The organism is Leclercia sp. EC_58 (assembly GCF_019584355.1).
In the GTDB taxonomy this organism is placed as follows: domain Bacteria; phylum Pseudomonadota; class Gammaproteobacteria; order Enterobacterales; family Enterobacteriaceae; genus Enterobacter.
The window spans coordinates 2176242-2196517 of sequence record NZ_VDAM01000001.1 but is presented as its reverse complement, the minus strand read 5'-3'; the positions used below and the strand labels follow the sequence as shown (position 1 = coordinate 2196517).

The window sequence follows — 20276 nt, the reverse complement described above, 5'->3', positions numbered from 1 at the left end:
CGTTGCCCTGCTATTTTTAGCGGGGCTTTTTTATGTCTGAATCCAGCCCGGCTCGTTGATTTGGCGGGAATTTACCCCTGTTTGCCGGTATACTTATGCGCAACAAACGAACAGTTTTTATCGCAACATGGAATACAAAACAGGAGGTTTTACATGTTCATCGTCATCCCTATTTTGATCTTCGTGGCGCTGGTGATCGTCGCCGCCGGTGTCAAAATCGTTCCGCAGGGCTACCAGTGGACGGTTGAGCGTTTTGGTCGATATACCACGACACTGCAGCCGGGCTTAAGCCTGGTCGTGCCGTTTATGGACCGCATTGGCCGCAAAATCAACATGATGGAGCAGGTCCTCGATATCCCGTCTCAGGAAGTTATCTCCAGAGATAACGCCAATGTCACCATCGATGCGGTCTGCTTTATTCAGGTGATTGACGCGCCGAAAGCGGCTTACGAGGTCAGCAACCTTGAGCTAGCCATCATAAACCTCACGATGACGAATATTCGAACCGTGCTGGGTTCAATGGAGCTGGACGAAATGCTCTCCCAGCGCGACAGCATCAATACCCGCCTGCTGCACATCGTCGATGAAGCCACCAATCCATGGGGTATTAAAGTCACGCGTATTGAGATCCGCGACGTGCGCCCACCAGCAGAGTTGATCACCTCCATGAACGCCCAGATGAAGGCCGAGCGAACCAAGCGCGCCTACATTCTGGAGGCCGAAGGGGTGCGTCAGGCGGAGATCCTGAAGGCTGAAGGGGAAAAACAGTCGCAGATCCTCAAAGCCGAGGGCGAACGCCAGTCGGCCTTCTTACAGGCTGAAGCCCGTGAACGTTCGGCGGAAGCGGAAGCCCGCGCCACGAAAATGGTTTCGGAAGCTATCGCAGCCGGGGATATTCAGGCGGTTAACTACTTTGTGGCGCAGAAATACACCGAGGCGCTGCAGGCTATCGGCTCGGCGGAAAACAGCAAGGTGGTGATGATGCCGCTGGATGCCAGCAGCCTGATGGGCTCGATCGGTGGCATCGCGGAACTGATCAAAAACAGCGGCAACGAACGCAAATGATGATCGAGATGATTGCTGCGCATCCGCACGTTTTCTGGCTGAGCCTCGGCGGCCTCCTGCTGGCGGCAGAGATGCTCGGCGGCAACGGCTATCTGCTGTGGAGCGGCGTGGCAGCCGTTATCACCGGGCTGCTGGTGTGGATCTTACCGTTCGACTGGGCGTGGCAGGGCGTGCTGTTTGCCCTGCTGACCCTGATTGCCGCCTGGCTCTGGTGGCGCTGGCTTTCAAGGCAGGTGCGCGCCCAGAAGCCCGCCGATGCCCGGCTCAACCAGCGAGGTAAACAGCTGGTGGGGATGCAGTTTACCCTGGACACCGCCCTGGTTAACGGGCGCGGTCATATGCGCGTCGGCGACAGTTCGTGGCCGGTTGTGGCCGACGAGGATTTAAGCGTCGGCACCAAAGTTGAGGTGGTGGCCGTAGAGGGTATTACCCTTCGCGTCCGGGCCCTTTCCCGATAAGAACAGGAATAGCATGATGGTCAGGAAGACAACGCTGGCACTCAGCGTTAGCGCCTTACTGGCGAGCGCCGCGCCGGCATTTGCCTCATTTGATATGGAAGACTGCAACTGGAGCGATGAGCACTGTCTGCTGAAGGGCGACCCGGTGCTGACGCCCGGTAACGACTCCCGCGACAATCTGCTGCGCCTGCTGAGCGAAGCCAAATCCTTTGCCCTGCCCGTGCAGTCGATGCCTGCGGATATCACCCGCTCCCGGGATTTCTATTTTGCTTACCACCCGGAGTGGGATGACCTGGAAGATCCGGTCACCCCAGCCGCGGACAAGCCCGCTGAAGAGAGCCTTCTCAGCCAGCAGCTGGCCGCATTGCAGCTCGAGGCCGTCGACACCCAGAAGGATGGCGAGCAGGAAAACCGCTTCGTCTCGAACAGTGCCGACAGCCTCAGCCAGTTTTTTGCCGCGCTGCTGGCCGACGACGCGCTGACGGCGGAACAGCGCCATGTCCTGGGGCAGGCGCGTCTGGGGCTCTACTCTGGCGCAACCGATGAGCAGATCTCCGCCTCCCTGACGACCCTTCCTGCCCACTCTTCTGCCCTGCTGTATAAAACCTATCTGACCGGGGCGGCCCGTTTTTATGGTGGCGATTATGAGGAAGCAGATCGGGCGTTTACCTCGCTTGTCGACAGCGATCGTCCGTGGCTGGCAGAGACCGCGGGCTATATGCTGATGCGCACGGCGCTGAACAAAAGCAGCCAGAACAGTACCGGAGAGTATGGCGATTTTGATATCGACCGCATCGACCGTCCGGCCGCTGAACAGGCGCAGAAAGCGGCCCAGACCTACCTCCAGCGCTGGCCGGAGGGGCGTTACGCCGATTCGGCGCGCGGTATGCTGCGCCGCATCAACTGGTATCTGCAGGCGTGGCCGCAGCTGGCAGGGCTGTACGAGCAGCGGTTCCAGCAGGCTGAGAATGCTGAGGCGCTGCGCGGCCTGGTGACCGAATACGATAATGTCTACGGCATGCAGTTCTACGGTCGTGCCGTGCGGGAGGCCTTCCCCGACGCGCCGCAGGTCAGCTATATCGAGCTGCTGCGCGCCCTTCGCCTGAACAGCGACGAGAAACCGACCCTGACGCAGGAGGATCTCAACAGCAGCAAACCGGCGTTTGAACAGAGCGGCAAGCTGGCGCTGTGGCGCAATTTACAGTTGAACCTGTGGCTGGCGACGAATAACCCTGCCGCCATCCTTCAGGTCGTTAAACCGGCAGAAACACTCCCGGCGCACGATATTGTCGCCTTCAGCGAGCAGGTACTGTACGGCGACGCGCTGATGGCGCAAAAGCAGTGGCCTGCGGCGCGTGATTTCTGGCTTAAGCTGCTCAAACTCAGCCAGGATGCTGAACAGCAGCAGTACGTGCAGTCCAGACTGGCGGCCACCCTGGTCTATAGCGGCAATACAGAGGCGATATTTGCCGCGGATAGCGCCATCACCAGCCTGCGTTATCGCTCCCGGGTGTTAAAAGCGGTAGCCTCGCCTGAGCGGTTACGTCAGCAGGCCAGTCAGGGACCCAACAATGAAGAGCGGACCATTGCGCTGCATACCCTGCTGGTGCGCGACTTAACGGAGAACCGCTTTAGCGACTGGTTAAATGACAGAAAGCTTGCCAGCGCGATAACCTCGCCAGTTATTGGCAAAGCGTTTGACGATGTTAACCTGAGCGTATTCGACTGGAATGGTGATGCCGCCGAAGCCGGTTATGTGTGTCGTAGTCTGGATAAAACCGTGCAGGTGCTCAGCCAGAACGCCGAAGATGCCCATGCCCTGAACTGTCTGGGTGAGTTTTTCCGCACAACCAATACCCGTGTCGATCTGTGGAAAGAGAGTGCGGGCAACGGTCTGCTGGAGGCGGCCATCCACCGCAAAGAACCTTACGGGCAGTTCGACAGACAGGCTTACTACCAGCAGGTCATCACCTCACCAAAGGCGGAACATGAAGATAAGAGCTATGCGCTCTATCGGGCCATCATGTGCTACGCCCCGTCCGGCTATAACGAATGTGGCGGAACCGATGTGGACAAAGCCCAGCGCAAAGGCTGGTTCTCGCAGTTAAAAACGCAGTATCCGGGCAGTCCGTGGGCGCAAAAACTCAAATACTACTGGTAGGCGCGCTGCTGGCCGCAGAAGCGCAGGCGGCAGAAATCGTTACCGCCCACGAGCATCCAGCCTTCTGGCTCTGGTCAGGGGTGAAGGCCAGCGACGCACTGAAAGAGGCGCAAACGGTCTATCTCCATCAGGGCGAAGTGCTGACCCGGCCCAATGAGGTGGTGTTTCAGCGCCTCGGCCTGCCGGTCAGTCGCCTGACCTTTCCCTCCATCTGGCTGACCGTGCGCTTTACCACCCTTGAGGTGCCGCCGACCATCGTGCCGAGAATTGTCCGCCTGATGCAGCGCTGGCAGGCCGCCGGAAATCAGGTAGTAGGTTTGCAAGTCGATTTTGATGCCGCTACCCACCAGCTGGCGGACTACGCGCGCTTTCTGCGCACACTTCGCCAGCAATTGCCGCCTGAATTCGCGCTGGGGGTGACCGGGCTGCTGGACTGGGCGAAAACCGGTGATGTTGCCACGCTGAATAGCCTGGCAGTGGATGAACTGGTGATCCAGAGCTATCAGGGCCGCCATACGGTAGACAATTATCAGGTCTATCTGCCCGCGCTTGCCCGGCTGCGCATTCCCTTTAAGCTCGGGCTGGTACAAAACGGTCAGCGGGATGTGCAGGCCGAAGCGCAACTGCGAAAATCCCCCTGGTATCGCGGTACGGTGGTGTTTATGCTCAACCCGGCCCGGCGTTAAGCCTTCGCTTTGCGGTGACAGCAGCCGGAGAGATTATCGATGATCGGGCAGTCGGCGCTCTCATCCCCCGGGCAGCTCTCGGCCAGGGCCAGCAGCCGATCGCGCATCGCCTGTAGCTCTACAATATGCCGGTCAATTTCGGCCACCTTATCCAGTGTCCGGCTTTTAACGTCAGCGCTGTGACGGGCAGGATCGTTAAACAGCGTCACCAGATCGCCGCACTCATCCAGATTGAACCCCACCTGACGCGCCTGGCGCAGCAGCGTGAGTTCATCAAGGTGCTTTTGCGTATAGCTCCGGTAGCCGTTCTCACTGCGCAGCGGCGGCGTCACCAGCCCTTTCTCTTCGTAAAAACGAATCGCTTTGCTGGTTAAGCCGGTTTTTTTGGCAACATCACTGATATTCACGTTTCCCCCTTGACCTTCCCCTTGATGGAAGGTTTAACCTTGATAACAGTTAGATGAAAGTGTCTCTCCGGTCAATATCTGGCTGGAGATTTATAAGGAGCTAATTATGTCTCAAACCATCGATCTGACACTGGACGGCCTCTCCTGCGGCCACTGTGTCAAACGCGTTAAAGAGAGTCTGGAGCAACGCCCGGACGTTGAGCATGCAGAGGTGACCATCGAGCACGCGGTCGTCACCGGCAGCGCCAGCGCCGATGCCCTGATCGACACCATCAAACAGGCCGGTTACGGTGCGGCGTTAAGCCACCCAAAGGCTGATCCGCTGACAGCGTCAACAACTCCGTCGGAAGCACTGACAGCGGACCCCTCTGAGCTTCCGGCAGCTCACGACAGTGATGACAGCCAACAGCTGTTGATCAACGGCATGAGCTGCGCCAGCTGCGTCACCCGGGTGCAGGATGCCCTGCAGGCGGTTCCGGGTGTGGCACAGGCACGGGTCAATCTGGCGGAACGCACTGCGCTGGTGATGGGCAGTGCTTCCGCCGCTGATTTAGTGCAGGCCGTTGAAAAAGCGGGCTACGGCGCCGAGGCGATTGAGGATGACGTCGAACGGCGGGCGCGCCAGCAGGAGACGGCCATCGCCACCATGAAACGTTTTCGCTGGCAGGCGATTGTCGCCCTGCTGGTAGGTATCCCGGTGATGGGCTGGGGTATGCTCGGCGACAACATGATGGTTACCGACGATAACCGCACGCTGTGGCTGGCGATTGGCGTGCTCACCCTCGGAGTGATGATCTTCGCGGGTGGCCACTTTTATACCAGCGCCTGGAAGAGCCTGAAAAACCGCACCGCCACCATGGACACGCTGGTGGCGCTGGGTACCGGCGCGGCGTGGCTCTACTCGATGAGCGTAAACCTCTGGCCGCAGTGGTTCCCGATGGAAGCGCGCCATCTCTACTATGAAGCCAGCGCGATGATTATCGGCCTGATTAACCTCGGCCATATGCTGGAGGCGCGGGCCCGGCAGCGTTCATCGAAGGCGCTGGAAAGATTACTCGACTTAACGCCGCCCACTGCCCGGGTGGTGACGGAGAGCGGCGAACAGAGCGTGCCGCTGGCCGAGGTGCAGGCCGGGATGATCCTGCGCCTGACCACCGGGGATCGCGTCCCGGTGGACGGGGAGATCACCCAGGGTGAAGCCTGGTTTGACGAAGCGATGCTCACCGGCGAGCCGGTACCGCAACAGAAAAGCGACGGGGAGAGCGTTCATGCCGGTACGGTGGTGCAGGATGGCAGCGTGCTGTTCCGCGCCAGCGCCGTCGGCAGCCACACTACGCTGTCGCGCATCATCCGCATGGTGCGTCAGGCCCAGAGCAGCAAGCCGGAGATCGGCAAGCTGGCGGATAAAATTTCCGCCATCTTCGTGCCGGTGGTGGTGGGTATAGCCCTGTTCAGCGCCGCTATCTGGTACTTTTTTGGCCCCGCGCCGCAGATTGTTTATACCCTGGTGATCGCCACCACGGTGCTGATCATCGCCTGCCCTTGCGCCCTGGGGCTGGCAACACCGATGTCGATTATCTCCGGCGTCGGACGTGCCGCGGAGTCGGGCGTGCTGGTGCGCGACGCCGACGCCCTGCAACGCGCCAGCACTCTGGATACGCTGGTCTTTGATAAAACCGGTACCCTGACCGAAGGTAAACCGCAGGTGGTTGCCGTCCATACCCTGGGCGGGATAAGCGAAGCCGATGCTCTGCACCTGGCCGCCGCGCTCGAACAGGGTTCCAGCCACCCGCTGGCGCGGGCGATTCTGGAGAAAGCGGAGAGCGCGCTCGCTAAGGTAGATAACTTCCGTACCCTGCGTGGCCTTGGCGTCAGCGGCGAGGTGGACAACCGCACCCTGCTGCTCGGTAATCAGGCGCTGCTTGCGGAAAATGGTATTGATACCAGCGCGCTGGATGAACATCTGCACACCTGGGCCACCAGGGGCGCTACGCCGGTGTTGCTGGCGATTGACGGGCGGGCCGCGGCGCTGTTTGCCATCCGCGATCCGCTGCGCGCAGACAGCGTGACCGCACTGCAACGCCTGCACAGGGAGGGTTATCGTCTGGTGATGTTGACCGGCGATAACGCCACTACCGCACAGGCTATCGCCAGGGAAGCTGGCATTGATGAGGTGATTGGGGGCGTACTGCCGGATGGCAAAGCGGACGCGATTATCAAACTGCAGAAGCAGGGGCGCCGGGTGGCGATGGTTGGCGACGGCATCAATGATGCTCCGGCGCTGGCACAGGCCGATGTCGGGATTGCTATGGGCGGTGGCAGCGATGTCGCTATCGAAACGGCGGCGATAACCCTGATGCGCCACAGTCTGACCGGCGTGGCCGACGCGCTCGCCATCTCGAAAGCGACCCTGCGCAACATGAAGCAGAATTTGCTGGGGGCCTTTATCTACAACGCCTTCGGTATTCCTATCGCCGCCGGGATCTTATGGCCGCTGACCGGGACGCTACTGAACCCGGTGGTGGCGGGTGCCGCTATGGCCCTCTCCTCGATTACGGTGGTGAGCAACGCCAACCGCCTGTTGCGCTTTAAACCTAAAGCGTAACGTTGCCGCAGGACAAGGACGTCTTGCGCCACTCCTCCCCACGCGCTAGCATGAATTTTTCATCAGGGAGCGCGTATGGGTCTGTTTCAACGTCTGAAAGCATCGTTTCGCGCCCTCTTCCCCCGCCGCTATCGCTGGCCTGGTCTTGATATCACCCTTCCCGGCGGACAGCATCTGCATCTGGTCGGCAGTATCCATATGGGGACGCGGGATATGTCTCCCCTGCCCGATGGCCTGGTTACCCGCTTGCATCACGCCGATGCGCTGATCGTCGAAGCGGATATCTCCGGGGATGAGTCGCCCTTTGCAGGGCTTGCGATCCCGCCTCCGCTGGCGGAGCGTCTCAGCCCGACCCAGCTTACGGAACTGCAACGGGTCGCCGGGGAGCTTGGATTATCGCTTAATCAGCTTGAGAGCCAGCCGCTATGGCAGATCGCCATGGTATTGCAGGCTACCCAGGCGCAGCGGTTGGGGTTGCGGGGAGATTATGGCATCGATTACCAATTGCTGAATGCCGCGCGTACGCAGAACCTACCGGTCATTGAGCTGGAAGGAGCTGCCAGCCAGATCGCCCTGCTGCGCCAGATGCCAGACGACGGTTTGCTGCTGCTGGAAGATACCCTGACTCACTGGCACACCAATGCCCGCCTGCTGCAAACCATGGTGAGCTGGTGGCTGGATTCCCCCCCTGTCGTCGACAAGCTGGCGCTTCCGGCGACCTTCAGCGAATCGCTGTATGATGTGCTGATGCATGAGCGTAATCAGGCGTGGTGCGAAAAGCTGCACGCGTTGCCGGCCGGGCGATATGTGGTGGCGGTGGGGGCGTTGCATCTGTACGGCGAGGGGAATTTGCCGTCACTGCTGAGATAAAAAAGTGGCCAATATTTCTATTGGCCCGTCAAAGAGGAATTTCATCATTGTTATTATGCCGGAGGAGACCTCCGGTTCAGCAGATTGTCGCTCAAAGTGACCATCACTGCCAACACTATTGCGCAAGATGGTGCTATTTTTTAGCCGCTTTTCAGGCGTATTCTTAAGGCGTTTATTGTCCGGGCTAAGAAGGATTGCTATGACTCCCGCCGTTAAATTACTCGAAAAAAACAAGATTTCGTTTCGGATCCACAGCTATGACCACGATCCGGCTGAAACCAATTTTGGTGATGAAGTGGTGCGTAAACTGGGTCTGAATGCGGATCAGGTCTATAAAACATTGCTGGTTGCGGTCAATGGCGATATGAAACATCTCGCCGTGGCGGTGACCCCGGTTGCCAGCCAACTGGATCTGAAGAAAGTGGCCAAAGCGCTGGGCGCCAAAAAAGTGGATATGGCCGACCCGATGGTGGCGCAACGCACCACGGGGTATTTGGTGGGCGGGATCAGCCCTCTGGGGCAGAAGAAGCGCCTGCCGACGCTGATTGATGCGCCTTCACAGGCGTTTGAAACGATCTATATTTCCGGCGGCAAGCGCGGGATGGATATTGAACTGGCGGCGAGTGATCTGGCGAAAATGCTGGATGCGCAGTTTGCGGACATTGCGCGTCGGGATTAAAAAACGCCGGGTGGCGCTGCGCTTACCCGGCCTACTAAACCCAAAACCGCAGGATCCGTAGGCCGGGTAAGGCGAAGCCGCCACCCGGCACTGACGGCACTTACTGCCAGCTCACTTCACCCTGCGGTTCATAGGCGTTCACATCCAGCGGTGAGTTCTGCTGGATGTACTGCTTCAGCACCTCGGCATCAATAAAGCCGGTATTCACATAGCCTGGTTTATCATCAATGTGCGGATAACCATCGCCGCCGGTGGCGTTGAAGCTCAAGGTCGCCATACGGTAGGTTTTTGCCGGATCAACCGGTTCACCCTTGATCTTCAGGTCGTTGAGCACCCCACCCTTCGCCACAAAGCTCACGTTGGCAAACTGCGGATAGGCGCCGGAGTCCGGTTTCATCTGCGCTACCGCGGTGAGATAGTCAGTGACTTCTTTACCGCTCATATCGACATAGACCAGCACGTTGCCGAACGGCTGCACCTTGAGGACATCTTTATAGGTGATATCGCCGCCTTCGATGGAGTCGCGGATGCCGCCGCCGCTCATCACCGCAAAATCGGCATTGGTGCGCGCCATCTGGGCGGCCAGGATCAGATGGCCCATATTGGTCTGCACGAAGCGCACCTTGCTGCGATCGCCTTCCAGTCTGCCATTGAGCGTGCCGATCTTCACATCCAGCTGCGCTTTACCTTTATTCTGGAACGGCGTCAGCAGGGAGAGCATCTGTGGGTTTTCCGCAATTTCTGGCGTATAGAGAACGCGCTCGCTCTGGCCGTTATCGTAGGTCACCTTCTTCTTCAGGTTGACCGGGATCAGCTGATAGTGGACCAGCTTCATCTCGCCGTTACGGAATTCGAAATCGGCCCGGCCCACATATTTGCCCCACTCGTGCGCCTGCACAATCCAGATCCCGTTCTGCTTATCGGGCGCGCACGGCGTGCCTGGCACATAGTCCACCTGCTTTTTATTTTCCGAGGCCATGCAGACAGGATCCTGGGAGTGACCGCCCACGATCATCGCCAGGGAGCCCGCCGGCAGGCTGCGCGCCATCTCGACATCCCCTGGCGCATTCGAGCCATGCTCGCCATTATCGTAATGGCCCATATGGGTGGTAGCGATAATCACGTCCGGCTTTTCGTTCTGCTGTAACTCCTGGATCACCAGCTTCGCTTCATCAGCCGGTTTACGGAATTCGATATCGGTGAAATATTCCGGGTTGCCGATTTTCGCCGTGTCGTCGGTGGTCAGCCCCACCACCGCAATTTTAATATCCTGGCGTTTGAAAATGGCCCAGGGTTTAAATAAGCGCTCGCCGGTGCTTTTCTGATAAATATTGGCGGAGAGGAACGGAAATTTGGCCCACTTCTCCTGCTGGCGTAATACTTCGATGGGATTATCAAACTCATGGTTACCCACGGCCATCGCATCGTAGCCAATCAAATTCATGCCGCGGAAATCGGGTTCCGCGTCCTGTAAATCTGATTCCGGCACGCCGGTATTAATGTCGCCGCCGGAGAGGAGCAGCACGCTACCGCCTTTTGCCGCCACCTCTTTACGGATCCCATCCACCAGCGTTTTCTGTGCCGAAAGACCATATTCGCCATATTCGCTGCGCCAGAAGTGGCCGTGGTGATCGTTGGTATGCAGGATGGTGATGTTATAGGTTTTATCTTTTTCCCAGGCCTGGGCCGGCAGGCTGAGCAGCCCACACGCCGCAATGATTGCCAGCGCGACGCCTCGCTTCATTAACTTCATTTCTTCACTCCCTGATGCATAGACAAACGCAAAAATTACAATGAGTAATCAGAATAGACAAATATGTTTTCAGAATTGCGACTTTCCTCAAATGTCGGGGAAAGGTATGTTAGGCGGATAATAATTACATCCTGCACTTCCTATAACAATCGACGTGGTATTTATGGCAATCAGTGAATCTACTCCACCGGTGTCGGCTGCTAAGGCTCGCACCTCATTTGGTATTCTCGGCGCAATCAGTCTTTCGCATCTGCTGAACGATATGATCCAGTCGCTTATTCTGGCGATCTACCCCTTATTGCAGTCCGAGTTTTCTCTTACCTTCGTGCAGATCGGCATGATCACCCTCACCTTCCAGCTGGCCTCATCGCTGCTGCAACCGGTGGTGGGCTACTGGACGGACAAATATCCGATGCCGTGGTCGCTGCCGATTGGCATGTGCTTTACCCTGAGCGGCCTGATCCTGCTGGCGATGGCGGGCAGTTTCGAGGGCGTACTGGTGGCAGCCGCGCTGGTGGGAACCGGCTCATCGGTCTTCCACCCGGAGTCGTCCCGCGTGGCGCGTATGGCCTCCGGTGGCCGTCACGGACTGGCGCAGTCGCTGTTCCAGGTGGGCGGTAACTTCGGCAGCTCTCTCGGCCCGCTGCTGGCGGCGGTAATTATTGCCCCCTATGGCAAAGGAAACGTGGCCTGGTTTGTGCTGGCTGCGCTGCTGGCGATTGTGGTGCTGGCGCAAATCAGCCGCTGGTACGCCGCCCAGCACCGGGTTAATAAGGGCAAACCAAAAGCGCCGGTTATCAATCCCCTTCCGCGTAACAAGGTTATTCTGGCGGTCGGCATCCTGCTGATGCTGATTTTCTCCAAATATTTCTATATGGCGAGCATCAGCAGCTATTACACCTTTTACCTGATGGAAAAATTCGGATTATCGGTACAAAACGCCCAGTTTCATCTCTTCGCCTTCCTGTTTGCCGTCGCCGCCGGGACCTTTATTGGTGGGCCACTGGGTGACAAAATCGGACGAAAATATGTGATTTGGGGCTCTATCCTTGGCGTTGCGCCTTTCACCCTTATTTTGCCCTACGCGACCCTGTGGTGGACGGGTGTTTTAACCGTGATCATTGGGTTTATTCTTGCCTCTGCGTTTTCTGCCATCCTGGTCTATGCCCAGGAGCTGCTTCCGGGACGTATCGGCATGGTTTCCGGCCTGTTTTTTGGTTTCGCTTTCGGCATGGGCGGCCTTGGCGCGGCGGTATTAGGCCTGATTGCAGACCATACCAGCATCTTCCTGGTCTACAAAATCTGCGCTTTCCTGCCGCTTCTCGGGATGTTGACTATATTCCTGCCTGATAACCGGCATAAATCCTGATTTATCTGCGGTCAAACTTCTGGTTTGGCCGCTCCCTTTCCTTATGCCATCGGCCTTTCTTTACATTACTTCTGATAAATTCCCCGCACAGTCTTTTGTCTCGCCTTTATTGCTGTTTTTGCCAAAATTCAATAATTATTCATAAACATAATCATTACTTCTGTCATAAACTATTACACAGCTTTTTGGTTTGCGGACCAAAAATGGAGTCATACAGCAACGAAAGGAGACGGAATGCACCACGCCACACCGCTTATCACCACCATTGTTGGTGGACTTGTACTCGCTTTTATTCTCGGCATGATTGCCAACAAACTGCGCATTTCCCCTCTGGTAGGCTATTTATTGGCGGGCGTGTTAGCCGGGCCTTTTACCCCCGGTTTTGTTGCTGATACGAAACTCGCCCCGGAGCTGGCGGAGCTTGGCGTGATCCTGCTGATGTTCGGTGTGGGTTTGCATTTCTCCGTGAAGGATCTGATGGCGGTAAAGTCCATTGCCATTCCCGGCGCGATCGCCCAGATAGCCGTGGCGACGTTGTTGGGTATGGCGCTTTCCGCAATGCTGGGCTGGCCGCTGATGACCGGCATCGTGTTTGGCCTCTGTCTTTCTACCGCTAGTACCGTGGTGCTGCTGCGCGCGCTTGAAGAGAGACAGCTGATTGACAGCCAGCGGGGGCAGATCGCCATCGGCTGGCTGATTGTTGAAGATCTGGTGATGGTCTTAACCCTGGTGCTGCTGCCAGCCATCGCCGGAATGCTGGAAAAAGAGAATGTCGGGTTAGCCTCGCTGGCGCTGGATATGAGTATTACCATCGGTAAGGTAGTGGCGTTTATTGCCATTATGATGCTGGTGGGCCGCCGCCTGGTGCCGTGGATCCTTGCCCGCAGCGCGTCGACCGGCTCGCGTGAACTGTTCACCCTCTCGGTGCTGGCGCTGGCGCTGGGTATTGCGTTCGGGGCCGTGGAGCTGTTCGATGTCTCCTTCGCGCTGGGGGCCTTCTTTGCCGGGATGGTGCTGAACGAATCGGAGCTGAGCCACCGCGCCGCCCACGATACCCTGCCCCTGCGCGACGCCTTTGCGGTGCTGTTCTTCGTCTCGGTAGGGATGCTGTTCAACCCGATGATCCTCATTGAACAGCCGCTGGCGGTGCTCGGCACGCTGGCCATCATTATCTTCGGTAAGTCACTCGCCGCTTTCTTCCTGGTGCGTATGTTCGGCCACTCGCCGCGTACCGCGCTGACTATTGCCGCCAGTCTCGCCCAGATTGGTGAATTTGCCTTTATTCTCGCCGGGCTGGGCATGGCGCTGGATCTGCTGCCTCAGGCCGGGCAAAACCTGGTGCTGGCGGGGGCGATCCTCTCAATTATGCTCAACCCGATACTGTTCGCGCTGCTGGAAAAATACCTCGATAAAACCGAAACCCTGGACGATCAGACCCTGGAAGAGGCCATTGAGGATGAGAAGCAGATCCCGGTAGATATCTGTAACCACGCCCTGCTGGTGGGGTTTGGCCGCGTCGGCAGCCTGCTGGGTGAGAAGCTGATGGCCCAGGGCATTCCACTGGTGGTGATTGAAAACTCCCGTACCCGCGTGGATGAGCTACGCGCACGGGGGATCCGTGCGGTGCTGGGGAATGCGGCGAACGAAGAGATCATGCACCTGGCGCATCTCGACTGCGCGCGCTGGCTCCTGCTGACCATTCCCAACGGCTATGAAGCGGGGGAGATTGTCGCCTCGGCGCGAGAAAAGTGTCCGGATATTGAAATTATTGCCCGCGCCCATTACGACGACGAGGTGGATTACATCACCGAGCGTGGCGCGAATCAGGTGGTGATGGGTGAGCGCGAAATTGCCAATACGATGCTGGCGCTGCTGGAGAAAAAGGTGGTGATGGGGTAAACAAAAAGCCTGCTGGCGCTTCGCTTAGCAGGCTCACACGTCGCCCCGGCAAGCGCAGCGCCGCCGGGGGATGGGCTTATCTGTCCCAGTAGGACTCTTCCAGACTGTCTTCCCGCTCCGGCAGGCCGCGCGTTAAGCGCGGCGAATGCTGGTTCAGCACCTGATAGCTCACGCGGTTTGCGTACTTACATACCTGTGCCAGCGACGAATAGGTCAGCCAGTTAAACTTGTGTTTGCTGGAGTTCGGCACGTTAGTACGGTGGAACGCGTTGGCAGTGATATCGTGCAGCAGCGCCGCCAGCGCGCCGTCGCCTGCGCCGTTGGTGTTCATGATCTTCTCCGGGCCGCCCATATACGGGGCGATATGCGAGAAGATACGCAGCGGATTTACGCAGTCTTTGTGGCGCATGGCGCGGCTGAATTCAAACTGGTTGAACTCGGCAATCGCCCCTGGCAGCAGCGGATGCTGGGTTTTGCGTTTTGCCTCTTCTTCGGTGAAACCGGCCATATACAACCCTACCGGCCCGGCAGTGCAGAGCACCAGATCGACCCAGTCCAGCGCCTTATCAGATGCCAGCAGCGGATCGCTCTCCCCGGTCAGGGCTTCGGCCTCTTCTTCGTTCATCGCCAGAATCGAGACGTGCTCTTTCAGGAACGCCTGCCACCACTCCGGGTTATCGGCGATGACAAATTTGGTGCCCAGGGTAAGGACCACCGGCACGTTGTATTTCTTCGCATATTCCACCGCCTTCATGGTCGCTTCCGGCATCGGCTCGCCGGGCTTGCAGCGCACCAGATAGGAGGTCAGCACCAGTGCAGATGCCCCGGCAATCACCTCTTCAGGAATGCTCTCGGCGCGCAGCTGGTTCATATGGCCAGGGCTGATGGCGAAGGTGCGCTCGCCAGATTCACCGATCAGCGTAAAGCAGCGGCCAATCGCCCCGTCCACCCCCTGGAGGTAGTTCAGATCTGTACGACTGGAGGTGTTGCAGAGATAACGGTAGGCGTAACTGCCGATTTCGACATTGCTGCACATCACGCCCAGCAGCACGGAGCGGTCGTCCGCCAGCACAGAGTAGTTGTGCATGGTGTTGCCGATGGTCCCCCCGGCAAACTGATGGGTGATCAGGTTATCCCGCACCAGCTCCTGATAGAGCGCTTCCGCTACATCGTCTTCAATTACCAGAGAGTGCCCGGCGCTCAGGCCGTAACGTTCGACAAACGCATCGTCCACTTTAGCTTCAATATCCACCAGCGTCTGGTCGATACCCACCACCCAGGCGGCACTGGACTCATTTTCCGGCTGAATTTGCTGCAGCAGCGGATCGCGGGCGTTAACGGGAAAGTAGTGTTTGGATTTACGTTTACCGGGAAATTTCATGTTCTGAGCTATGAGTGACGGATGGGCCGGGAATGGTAGCACAAACCCGGCGCAGAGTGCGATCAGCGGCTGCGGGTCACCAGTGATGCCATCATCTCGATGTGCTCAGGATTATCGTTAAGCGCCGGAATATACTCGTACTTCGTCCCGCCCGCTTCGAGGAAGAACTCCCGGTTTTGCACCGCGATCTCTTCCAGGGTTTCCAGACAGTCTGACGCAAAGCCCGGCGACATCACCTGGATATGCTTCACCCCCTTCTCACCCAGCATTTTGAGCGTTTCATCGGTATAAGGGGTCAGCCACGGCTCGCGGCCAAAGCGCGACTGGAAGGTCATCATCACCTTCTCGGGCGGCAGGCCGAGGGCGGACACCAGCTCACGGGTAGTATCGCGGCAGCGCTGCGGATAGTCGTCCCCTTCGTTGGCGAATCGCTGCGGGATGCCGTGATAGGAGAGCAGCAGCAGATCCGGCTCGCCGTGTTTCTCAAACGACGCGCGGGCGCTGCTGGCAAGGGCGTTGATATAGAGCTCGTTATCCGCGTAGTCGCGAATAAAGGTCACGCCAGGAATGCGACGACGGGTTGCCAGAATGCGCGCCAGCTCATCCCAGACGGCTGCCACGGTGGAGCAGGAGTACTGTGGATAGAGCGTCAGCACCACAATGTGATCAACGCCCTGCGCCAGCAGTTCATCGACGGCGCTTTTCAGGGAAGGTTTGCCGTAACTCATGCCCAGCGCTACCGGCATATCCGGCAGACGGGCAGCCAGCGCCTTCTCCTGACGACGGCTGTAGACCATCAGCGGCGAACCCTCTTCCATCCAGACGGACTGATAGAGCTTTGCCACGCGCGGCGAACGGATCGGCAGAATCACGCCACGCAGCAAAGGCCACCACAGCAGGCGTGGGGTATCCACAACGCGCGTATCGCTTAAAAATTGTCGCAGGTAGCGTTTTACCGCCGCTGGAGTAGGTGCTTCGGGGGTTCCCAGATTGGCAAGCAGGATGCCGGTTTTCGCCTGACTCATTCACGCCTCATAACCTTTTAACAGGCTGATAAGTGTATCTGAAAAGTGCGTAAACGGAACCAATTGCAGTAAAAGGTAGAATGAGAATTTTTCTCACCCGGGGACCCGGGTGAGAACCACGTTAAGTGGTGGTGCGATTAGCCGAGGATCTTTTCCAGCTCTGCACGAACGTCAGCGACAGGCTTAGTACCGTCAACTTTTGCGTATTTGGTGTTACCCGCCTGCGCTTCTTTGCTGTAGTAGCCGATCAGCGGCGCGGTCATCTGATGGTATTCCACCAGGCGCTTACGCACGGTCTCTTCCTGATCGTCTTTACGGGTGGTCAGCTCTTCGCCGGTCACGTCGTCTTTACCTTCCACCTGCGGTGGATTGAACTTAACGTGGTAAACGCGGCCGGAAGCGGCGTGTACGCGACGACCGATGATACGGTCAACAATCAGCTCGTCCGGTACGTCGAACTCCAGCACGTAGTCCACGTTGATGCCCGCGTCTTTCATGGCATCCGCCTGCGGAATGGTACGTGGGAAGCCGTCCAGCAGGAAACCGTTACGGCAATCTTCCTGAGAAATGCGTTCTTTAACCAGAGCGATAACCAGCTCGTCGGTCACCAGTTTGCCGGCGTCCATAATGTCTTTCGCCTGTTTACCCAGCTCGGAGCCAGATTTAACAGCGGCACGCAGCATGTCACCCGTAGAGATTTGCGGAATACCGTATTTCTCCATGATGAACTGAGCCTGAGTTCCTTTACCCGCGCCCGGAGCGCCAAGCAGAATAATACGCATTGCGAAAATCCCCTCAAAAGTCGATTCAATTTTTCAAAAAGCGCTAAACAATACCACCAGAACGGGTATCGCTCAAGAAAGGCGGGAAGGCTGAAACGGTTAATGAGGGGAATTTATTAGTGGGTGCAGGCAGATAACCTGCACCCTTACCCTCTCTTCAGCGAAGAGAGGGAAGTGATTTACGCCAGCAGCAACGCATTCACGCGTTTGATGAACTGGTTAGGATCTTCCAGCGTGCCGCGTTCAGCCAGCAGGGACTGATCCAGCAGCAGTTCAACCCACTCGGCGAAGCGGGCTTCGTCCTGGGTCTCGGCTGCACGTTTCACCAGCGCGTGATCCGGGTTCAGTTCAAAGATGTATTTCACTTCCGGCACTGCCTGGCCCGCGGCGGCGAACAGCTTCGCCATCTGGGTGCTCATCTCGTCAGCATCAGTGGTGACGATGGCTGGGGTATCGGTCAGACGGTGAGTGAAACGCACCTCTTTCACGCGATCGCCCAGATGGGTTTTCACGCGCTCAACAAACGGCTCCAGCGCTTTTTCCGCCTCTTTCGCGGTATCGTCCACTTCATCCGCCAGCTTGTCGATGGACTCATCGGCTTTGGCAACGGACTGGAACGCTTTACCGCTGAACTCGGTCAGGTAGTTCATCATCCACTCATCGATGCGATCGGAAAGCAGCAATACTTCGATGCCTTTCTTACGCAGCAGCTCCAGGTGCGGGCTGCTCTTCGCCGCGGCATAGCTGTCGGCGGTGATGTAGTAGATTTTCTCCTGCCCTTCTTTCATGCGGGAGATGTACTCTTCCAGCGACACATTCTGCTCGGAAGAGTCGGTGTGTGTGGAGGCGAAGCGCAGCAGTTTGGCAATGGCTTCGACGTTGGACGGATCTTCTGCCGGGCCCTCTTTCAGCACCAGGCCGAACTGTTTCCAGAAGGTCTGGTATTTTTCGGCGTCGTCTTTCGCCAGCTTATCCAGCATCTGCAGGGCACGTTTGCTCAGCGCGGTGCGCAGATTACGGGTTACGGTGCTGTCCTGCAGGATCTCACGGGAGACGTTCAGCGGCAGATCGTTGGAGTCAATCAGGCCGCGTACAAAGCGCAGGTAGTTCGGCATGAACTGCTCGGCTTCGTCCATGATGAACACGCGCTGCACGTACAGCTTCAGGCCGTGCTTGTGATCGCGGTTCCACATATCCCACGGTGCCTGCGCCGGGATATAAAGCAGGCTGGTGTACTCCTGCTTCCCTTCCACGCGGTTGTGGCTCCAGGTCAGCGGATCGGTAAAGTCGTGGGCGATGTGCTTGTAGAACTCGTTGTATTCGTCGTCTTTGATTTCAGACTTGTTACGCGTCCACAGCGCCTGCGCCTTGTTGATCTTCTCCCAGGAGATGACGGTTTCGCCGTCTTTCTCTTCCTGTTTTTCGATCTCTACCGGCAGGGCGATATGGTCAGAATATTTGCTGATGATGGAGCGTACGCGCCAGTCGTTGAGGAAATCGTCTTCCCCTTCGCGCAGGTGCAGGGTGATCTCGGTGCCGCGATCGGCTTTGGTGATGTCGGCAACGGTGTACTCACCTTCGCCGTGGGATTCCCAGAATACGCCGTTTTCGGCGCTTTCGCCTGCCGCACGGGTGCGTACGGTAACTTTATCCGCCACGATGAAGGCGGAGTAGAAGCCCACGCCGAACTGACCAATCAGTTGGCTGTCTTTCGCCTGATCGGAACCCATCGACTGCAGGAAGGCTTTGGTGCCGGATTTAGCGATGGTGCCGAGATGGTCAATGGCTTCATCACGGGTCATACCGATGCCGTTGTCGGCGATAGTCAGGGTGCGGTTCTCTTTATCAAATGAGACGCGCACGCGCAGTTCGCCGTCACCTTCATACAGCTCTGGCTTCGAGAGCGCACGAAAACGCAGCTTGTCTGCCGCATCAGAGGCGTTAGAGATAAGCTCGCGCAGGAAAATTTCTTTATTGGAATAAAGAGAATGGATCATCAGGTGCAGAAGCTGTTTTACCTCTGACTGGAAACCACGGGTTTCTTGTCCTTTCATACTAAGTCGACCTCAACAATGCCATTTAATGGGGTTTAAAAGCGTTGAGGGAGAGATGGGGATACGGGGGAATTTTTTCAAGCGGAGGCCACGACTGCAGCCTCCGTTTGGTCAGAAATTAATCTTGTGACGACCTGCCAGAGAGTGGGACAGCGTAGTGCCATCGACCATTTCCAGCTCACCGCCCACCGGCACGCCGTGGGCAATTCGACTGGCGTCGACGCCGGACTCTGCACACAGCTCGGCGATATAGTTGGCTGTCGCCTCCCCTTCCACCGTTGGGTTGGTGGCGAGGATCACCTCGTTAATCGTTTCCGATTTCAGGCGCTGTTCAAGGCGGTCCAGGCCGATATCATCCGGACCAATACCGTCCAGCGGCGACAGGTGCCCCATCAGCACAAAATAGCGGCCGGAAAACTGGCCGGTCTGCTCAATGGCGTAGATGTCCGCAGGACTCTCCACCACGCAGATCTGACCATTTTCCTGACGACGCGGGTTGGCGCAGATGTTACATACCTCCTGCTCGGTAAAGGTGCGGCAGTCGGCACAGTGGCCAATTTCTGACATGGCGCGGGTCAGGGCCTGCGCCAGACGCATGCCGCCGCTGCGATCGCGTTGCAGCAGGGTAAACGCCATGCGCTGCGCCGACTTCGGGCCTACGCCCGGCAGGCAGCGTAGCGCTTCCATTAACTGCGTAAGCAGCGGACTGGTTTGCATCAGAATGGCATCTTAAAGCCCGGTGGCAGCTGCATTCCGGAGGATACAGAGGCCATTTTTTCTTTCTGAGTTTCGTCGATACGGCGCGCAGCATCGTTAAACGCAGCGGCAACCAGATCTTCCAGCATCTCTTTGTCGTCTTCGAGCAGGCTTGGGTCGATCTCCACGCGACGGCAGTTGTGTGCGCCATTGATGGTCACTTTGACCAGACCTGCGCCCGATTCGCCAGTCACTTCCAGCTGTGCGATCTCTTCCTGCATCTTCTGCATTTTTTCCTGCATCTGCTGGGCCTGCTTCATCAGACCACCCAGACCGCCTTTACCACCAAACATAGGCTTCTCTCTTCTTTCACGTTAAAGATAACA

17 protein-coding genes are annotated in these 20276 nt (G+C 57.6%); 9 read left to right on the top strand and 8 right to left on the bottom strand.

Features of this window, described 5'->3' with window-relative positions; all coding sequences use genetic code 11:
- The first annotated feature begins 153 nt into the window (after positions 1-153).
- The 4 genes from FHC51_RS10635 to FHC51_RS10620 are packed head-to-tail and all read left to right on the top strand — an operon-like array spanning position 154 to position 4370.
- Positions 154-1065: an SPFH domain-containing protein gene (locus FHC51_RS10635; RefSeq protein WP_220435472.1), complete on the top strand. Its 912-nt coding sequence runs from the start codon at positions 154-156 to the stop codon at positions 1063-1065.
- The gene (locus FHC51_RS10630) at positions 1065-1523 is read left to right on the top strand and encodes an NfeD family protein (RefSeq protein WP_103181037.1); all 459 of its coding nucleotides are present in this window, start codon (positions 1065-1067) and stop codon (positions 1521-1523) included. The genes FHC51_RS10635 and FHC51_RS10630 overlap by 1 nt, the downstream gene beginning before the upstream one ends.
- 16 nt (positions 1524-1539) lie before the next feature.
- Positions 1540-3684: a hypothetical protein gene (locus FHC51_RS10625; RefSeq protein WP_220436677.1), complete on the top strand. Its 2145-nt coding sequence runs from the start codon at positions 1540-1542 to the stop codon at positions 3682-3684.
- Positions 3654-4370: a DUF3142 domain-containing protein gene (locus tag FHC51_RS10620; RefSeq protein WP_220435471.1), complete on the top strand. Its 717-nt coding sequence runs from the start codon at positions 3654-3656 to the stop codon at positions 4368-4370. Before FHC51_RS10625 ends, FHC51_RS10620 begins: the two co-directional genes overlap by 31 nt.
- On the opposite strand, the gene cueR is transcribed toward FHC51_RS10620, so the two are convergent.
- Positions 4367-4777, bottom strand: coding sequence for a Cu(I)-responsive transcriptional regulator (gene cueR / locus FHC51_RS10615; protein WP_220435470.1), 411 nt, complete (start codon positions 4775-4777; stop codon positions 4367-4369). The genes FHC51_RS10620 and cueR overlap by 4 nt on opposite strands.
- Before the next feature lie 106 nt (positions 4778-4883).
- On the opposite strand from cueR, the gene copA reads away from it, so the two are divergent.
- The 3 genes from copA to ybaK all read left to right on the top strand — a co-directional run bounded on the left by copA (position 4884) and on the right by ybaK (position 8931).
- Complete coding sequence (gene copA, locus FHC51_RS10610; protein ID WP_220435469.1) at positions 4884-7382, top strand: copper-exporting P-type ATPase CopA; 2499 nt, start codon at positions 4884-4886, stop codon at positions 7380-7382.
- Between the two features lie 75 nt (positions 7383-7457).
- Positions 7458-8252, top strand: coding sequence for a TraB/GumN family protein (locus FHC51_RS10605; protein ID WP_103824082.1), 795 nt, complete (start codon positions 7458-7460; stop codon positions 8250-8252).
- Between the two features lie 199 nt (positions 8253-8451).
- On the top strand, positions 8452-8931 hold the full coding sequence (gene ybaK / locus FHC51_RS10600) for a Cys-tRNA(Pro)/Cys-tRNA(Cys) deacylase YbaK (RefSeq protein WP_103824081.1): 480 nt from the start codon (positions 8452-8454) through the stop codon (positions 8929-8931).
- A 100-nt stretch (positions 8932-9031) separates the two neighbouring features.
- On the opposite strand, the gene ushA is transcribed toward ybaK, so the two are convergent.
- Positions 9032-10684 (bottom strand): bifunctional UDP-sugar hydrolase/5'-nucleotidase UshA, encoded by a 1653-nt coding sequence (ushA, locus tag FHC51_RS10595; RefSeq protein WP_114387762.1) that lies wholly within the window; start codon positions 10682-10684, stop codon positions 9032-9034.
- 163 nt (positions 10685-10847) lie between these two features.
- Between ushA and FHC51_RS10590 the strand changes: the two genes are divergently transcribed.
- Together FHC51_RS10590 and ybaL are read left to right on the top strand one after the other, a co-directional pair.
- Positions 10848-12053 carry an MFS transporter gene (locus tag FHC51_RS10590; protein ID WP_114315737.1) on the top strand — a complete coding sequence of 402 codons (1206 nt, stop codon included), beginning with the start codon at positions 10848-10850 and terminating at the stop codon, positions 12051-12053.
- Positions 12054-12287: 234 nt separating this feature from the next.
- Positions 12288-13952, top strand: coding sequence for a YbaL family putative K(+) efflux transporter (gene ybaL, locus FHC51_RS10585; RefSeq protein WP_220435468.1), 1665 nt, complete (start codon positions 12288-12290; stop codon positions 13950-13952).
- A gap of 76 nt (positions 13953-14028) precedes the next feature.
- On the opposite strand, the gene gsk is transcribed toward ybaL, so the two are convergent.
- The 6 genes from gsk to FHC51_RS10555 form a co-directional block, all read right to left on the bottom strand.
- Entirely contained in the window at positions 14029-15333 is a 1305-nt protein-coding gene (gene gsk, locus FHC51_RS10580; RefSeq protein ID WP_114315738.1) for an inosine/guanosine kinase, read from the bottom strand.
- A 62-nt stretch (positions 15334-15395) separates the two neighbouring features.
- Entirely contained in the window at positions 15396-16358 is a 963-nt protein-coding gene (hemH, locus tag FHC51_RS10575; protein ID WP_103824076.1) for a ferrochelatase, read from the bottom strand.
- A gap of 137 nt (positions 16359-16495) precedes the next feature.
- The gene (gene adk, locus FHC51_RS10570) at positions 16496-17140 is read right to left on the bottom strand and encodes an adenylate kinase (protein ID WP_103178514.1); all 645 of its coding nucleotides are present in this window, start codon (positions 17138-17140) and stop codon (positions 16496-16498) included.
- Positions 17141-17319: 179 nt separating this feature from the next.
- The gene (htpG, locus tag FHC51_RS10565; protein WP_103824074.1) at positions 17320-19194 is read right to left on the bottom strand and encodes a molecular chaperone HtpG; all 1875 of its coding nucleotides are present in this window, start codon (positions 19192-19194) and stop codon (positions 17320-17322) included.
- Between the two features lie 111 nt (positions 19195-19305).
- On the bottom strand, positions 19306-19911 hold the full coding sequence (gene recR, locus FHC51_RS10560) for a recombination mediator RecR (protein ID WP_103178512.1): 606 nt from the start codon (positions 19909-19911) through the stop codon (positions 19306-19308).
- On the bottom strand, positions 19911-20243 hold the full coding sequence (locus FHC51_RS10555) for a YbaB/EbfC family nucleoid-associated protein (RefSeq protein ID WP_003858972.1): 333 nt from the start codon (positions 20241-20243) through the stop codon (positions 19911-19913). Before FHC51_RS10555 ends, recR begins: the two co-directional genes overlap by 1 nt.
- Between the last annotated feature and the right edge of the window lie 33 nt (positions 20244-20276).

Excerpts from the sequence above, each read along its gene's own strand:
- FHC51_RS10635 (WP_220435472.1), top strand. The coding sequence starts at position 154 with ATGTTCATCGTCATCCCTATTTTGATCTTCGTGGCGCTGGTGATCGTC.
- FHC51_RS10630 (WP_103181037.1), top strand. The coding sequence starts at position 1,065 with ATGATCGAGATGATTGCTGCGCATCCGCACGTTTTCTGGCTGAGCCTC.
- FHC51_RS10625 (WP_220436677.1), top strand. The coding sequence starts at position 1,540 with ATGGTCAGGAAGACAACGCTGGCACTCAGCGTTAGCGCCTTACTGGCG.
- copA (WP_220435469.1), top strand. The coding sequence starts at position 4,884 with ATGTCTCAAACCATCGATCTGACACTGGACGGCCTCTCCTGCGGCCAC.
- FHC51_RS10605 (WP_103824082.1), top strand. The coding sequence starts at position 7,458 with ATGGGTCTGTTTCAACGTCTGAAAGCATCGTTTCGCGCCCTCTTCCCC.
- ybaK (WP_103824081.1), top strand. The coding sequence starts at position 8,452 with ATGACTCCCGCCGTTAAATTACTCGAAAAAAACAAGATTTCGTTTCGG.
- ushA (WP_114387762.1), bottom strand. The coding sequence starts at position 10,684 with ATGAAGTTAATGAAGCGAGGCGTCGCGCTGGCAATCATTGCGGCGTGT.
- FHC51_RS10590 (WP_114315737.1), top strand. The coding sequence starts at position 10,848 with ATGGCAATCAGTGAATCTACTCCACCGGTGTCGGCTGCTAAGGCTCGC.
- ybaL (WP_220435468.1), top strand. The coding sequence starts at position 12,288 with ATGCACCACGCCACACCGCTTATCACCACCATTGTTGGTGGACTTGTA.
- gsk (WP_114315738.1), bottom strand. The coding sequence starts at position 15,333 with ATGAAATTTCCCGGTAAACGTAAATCCAAACACTACTTTCCCGTTAAC.
- hemH (WP_103824076.1), bottom strand. The coding sequence starts at position 16,358 with ATGAGTCAGGCGAAAACCGGCATCCTGCTTGCCAATCTGGGAACCCCC.
- adk (WP_103178514.1), bottom strand. The coding sequence starts at position 17,140 with ATGCGTATTATTCTGCTTGGCGCTCCGGGCGCGGGTAAAGGAACTCAG.
- htpG (WP_103824074.1), bottom strand. The coding sequence starts at position 19,194 with ATGAAAGGACAAGAAACCCGTGGTTTCCAGTCAGAGGTAAAACAGCTT.
- recR (WP_103178512.1), bottom strand. The coding sequence starts at position 19,911 with ATGCAAACCAGTCCGCTGCTTACGCAGTTAATGGAAGCGCTACGCTGC.
- FHC51_RS10555 (WP_003858972.1), bottom strand. The coding sequence starts at position 20,243 with ATGTTTGGTGGTAAAGGCGGTCTGGGTGGTCTGATGAAGCAGGCCCAG.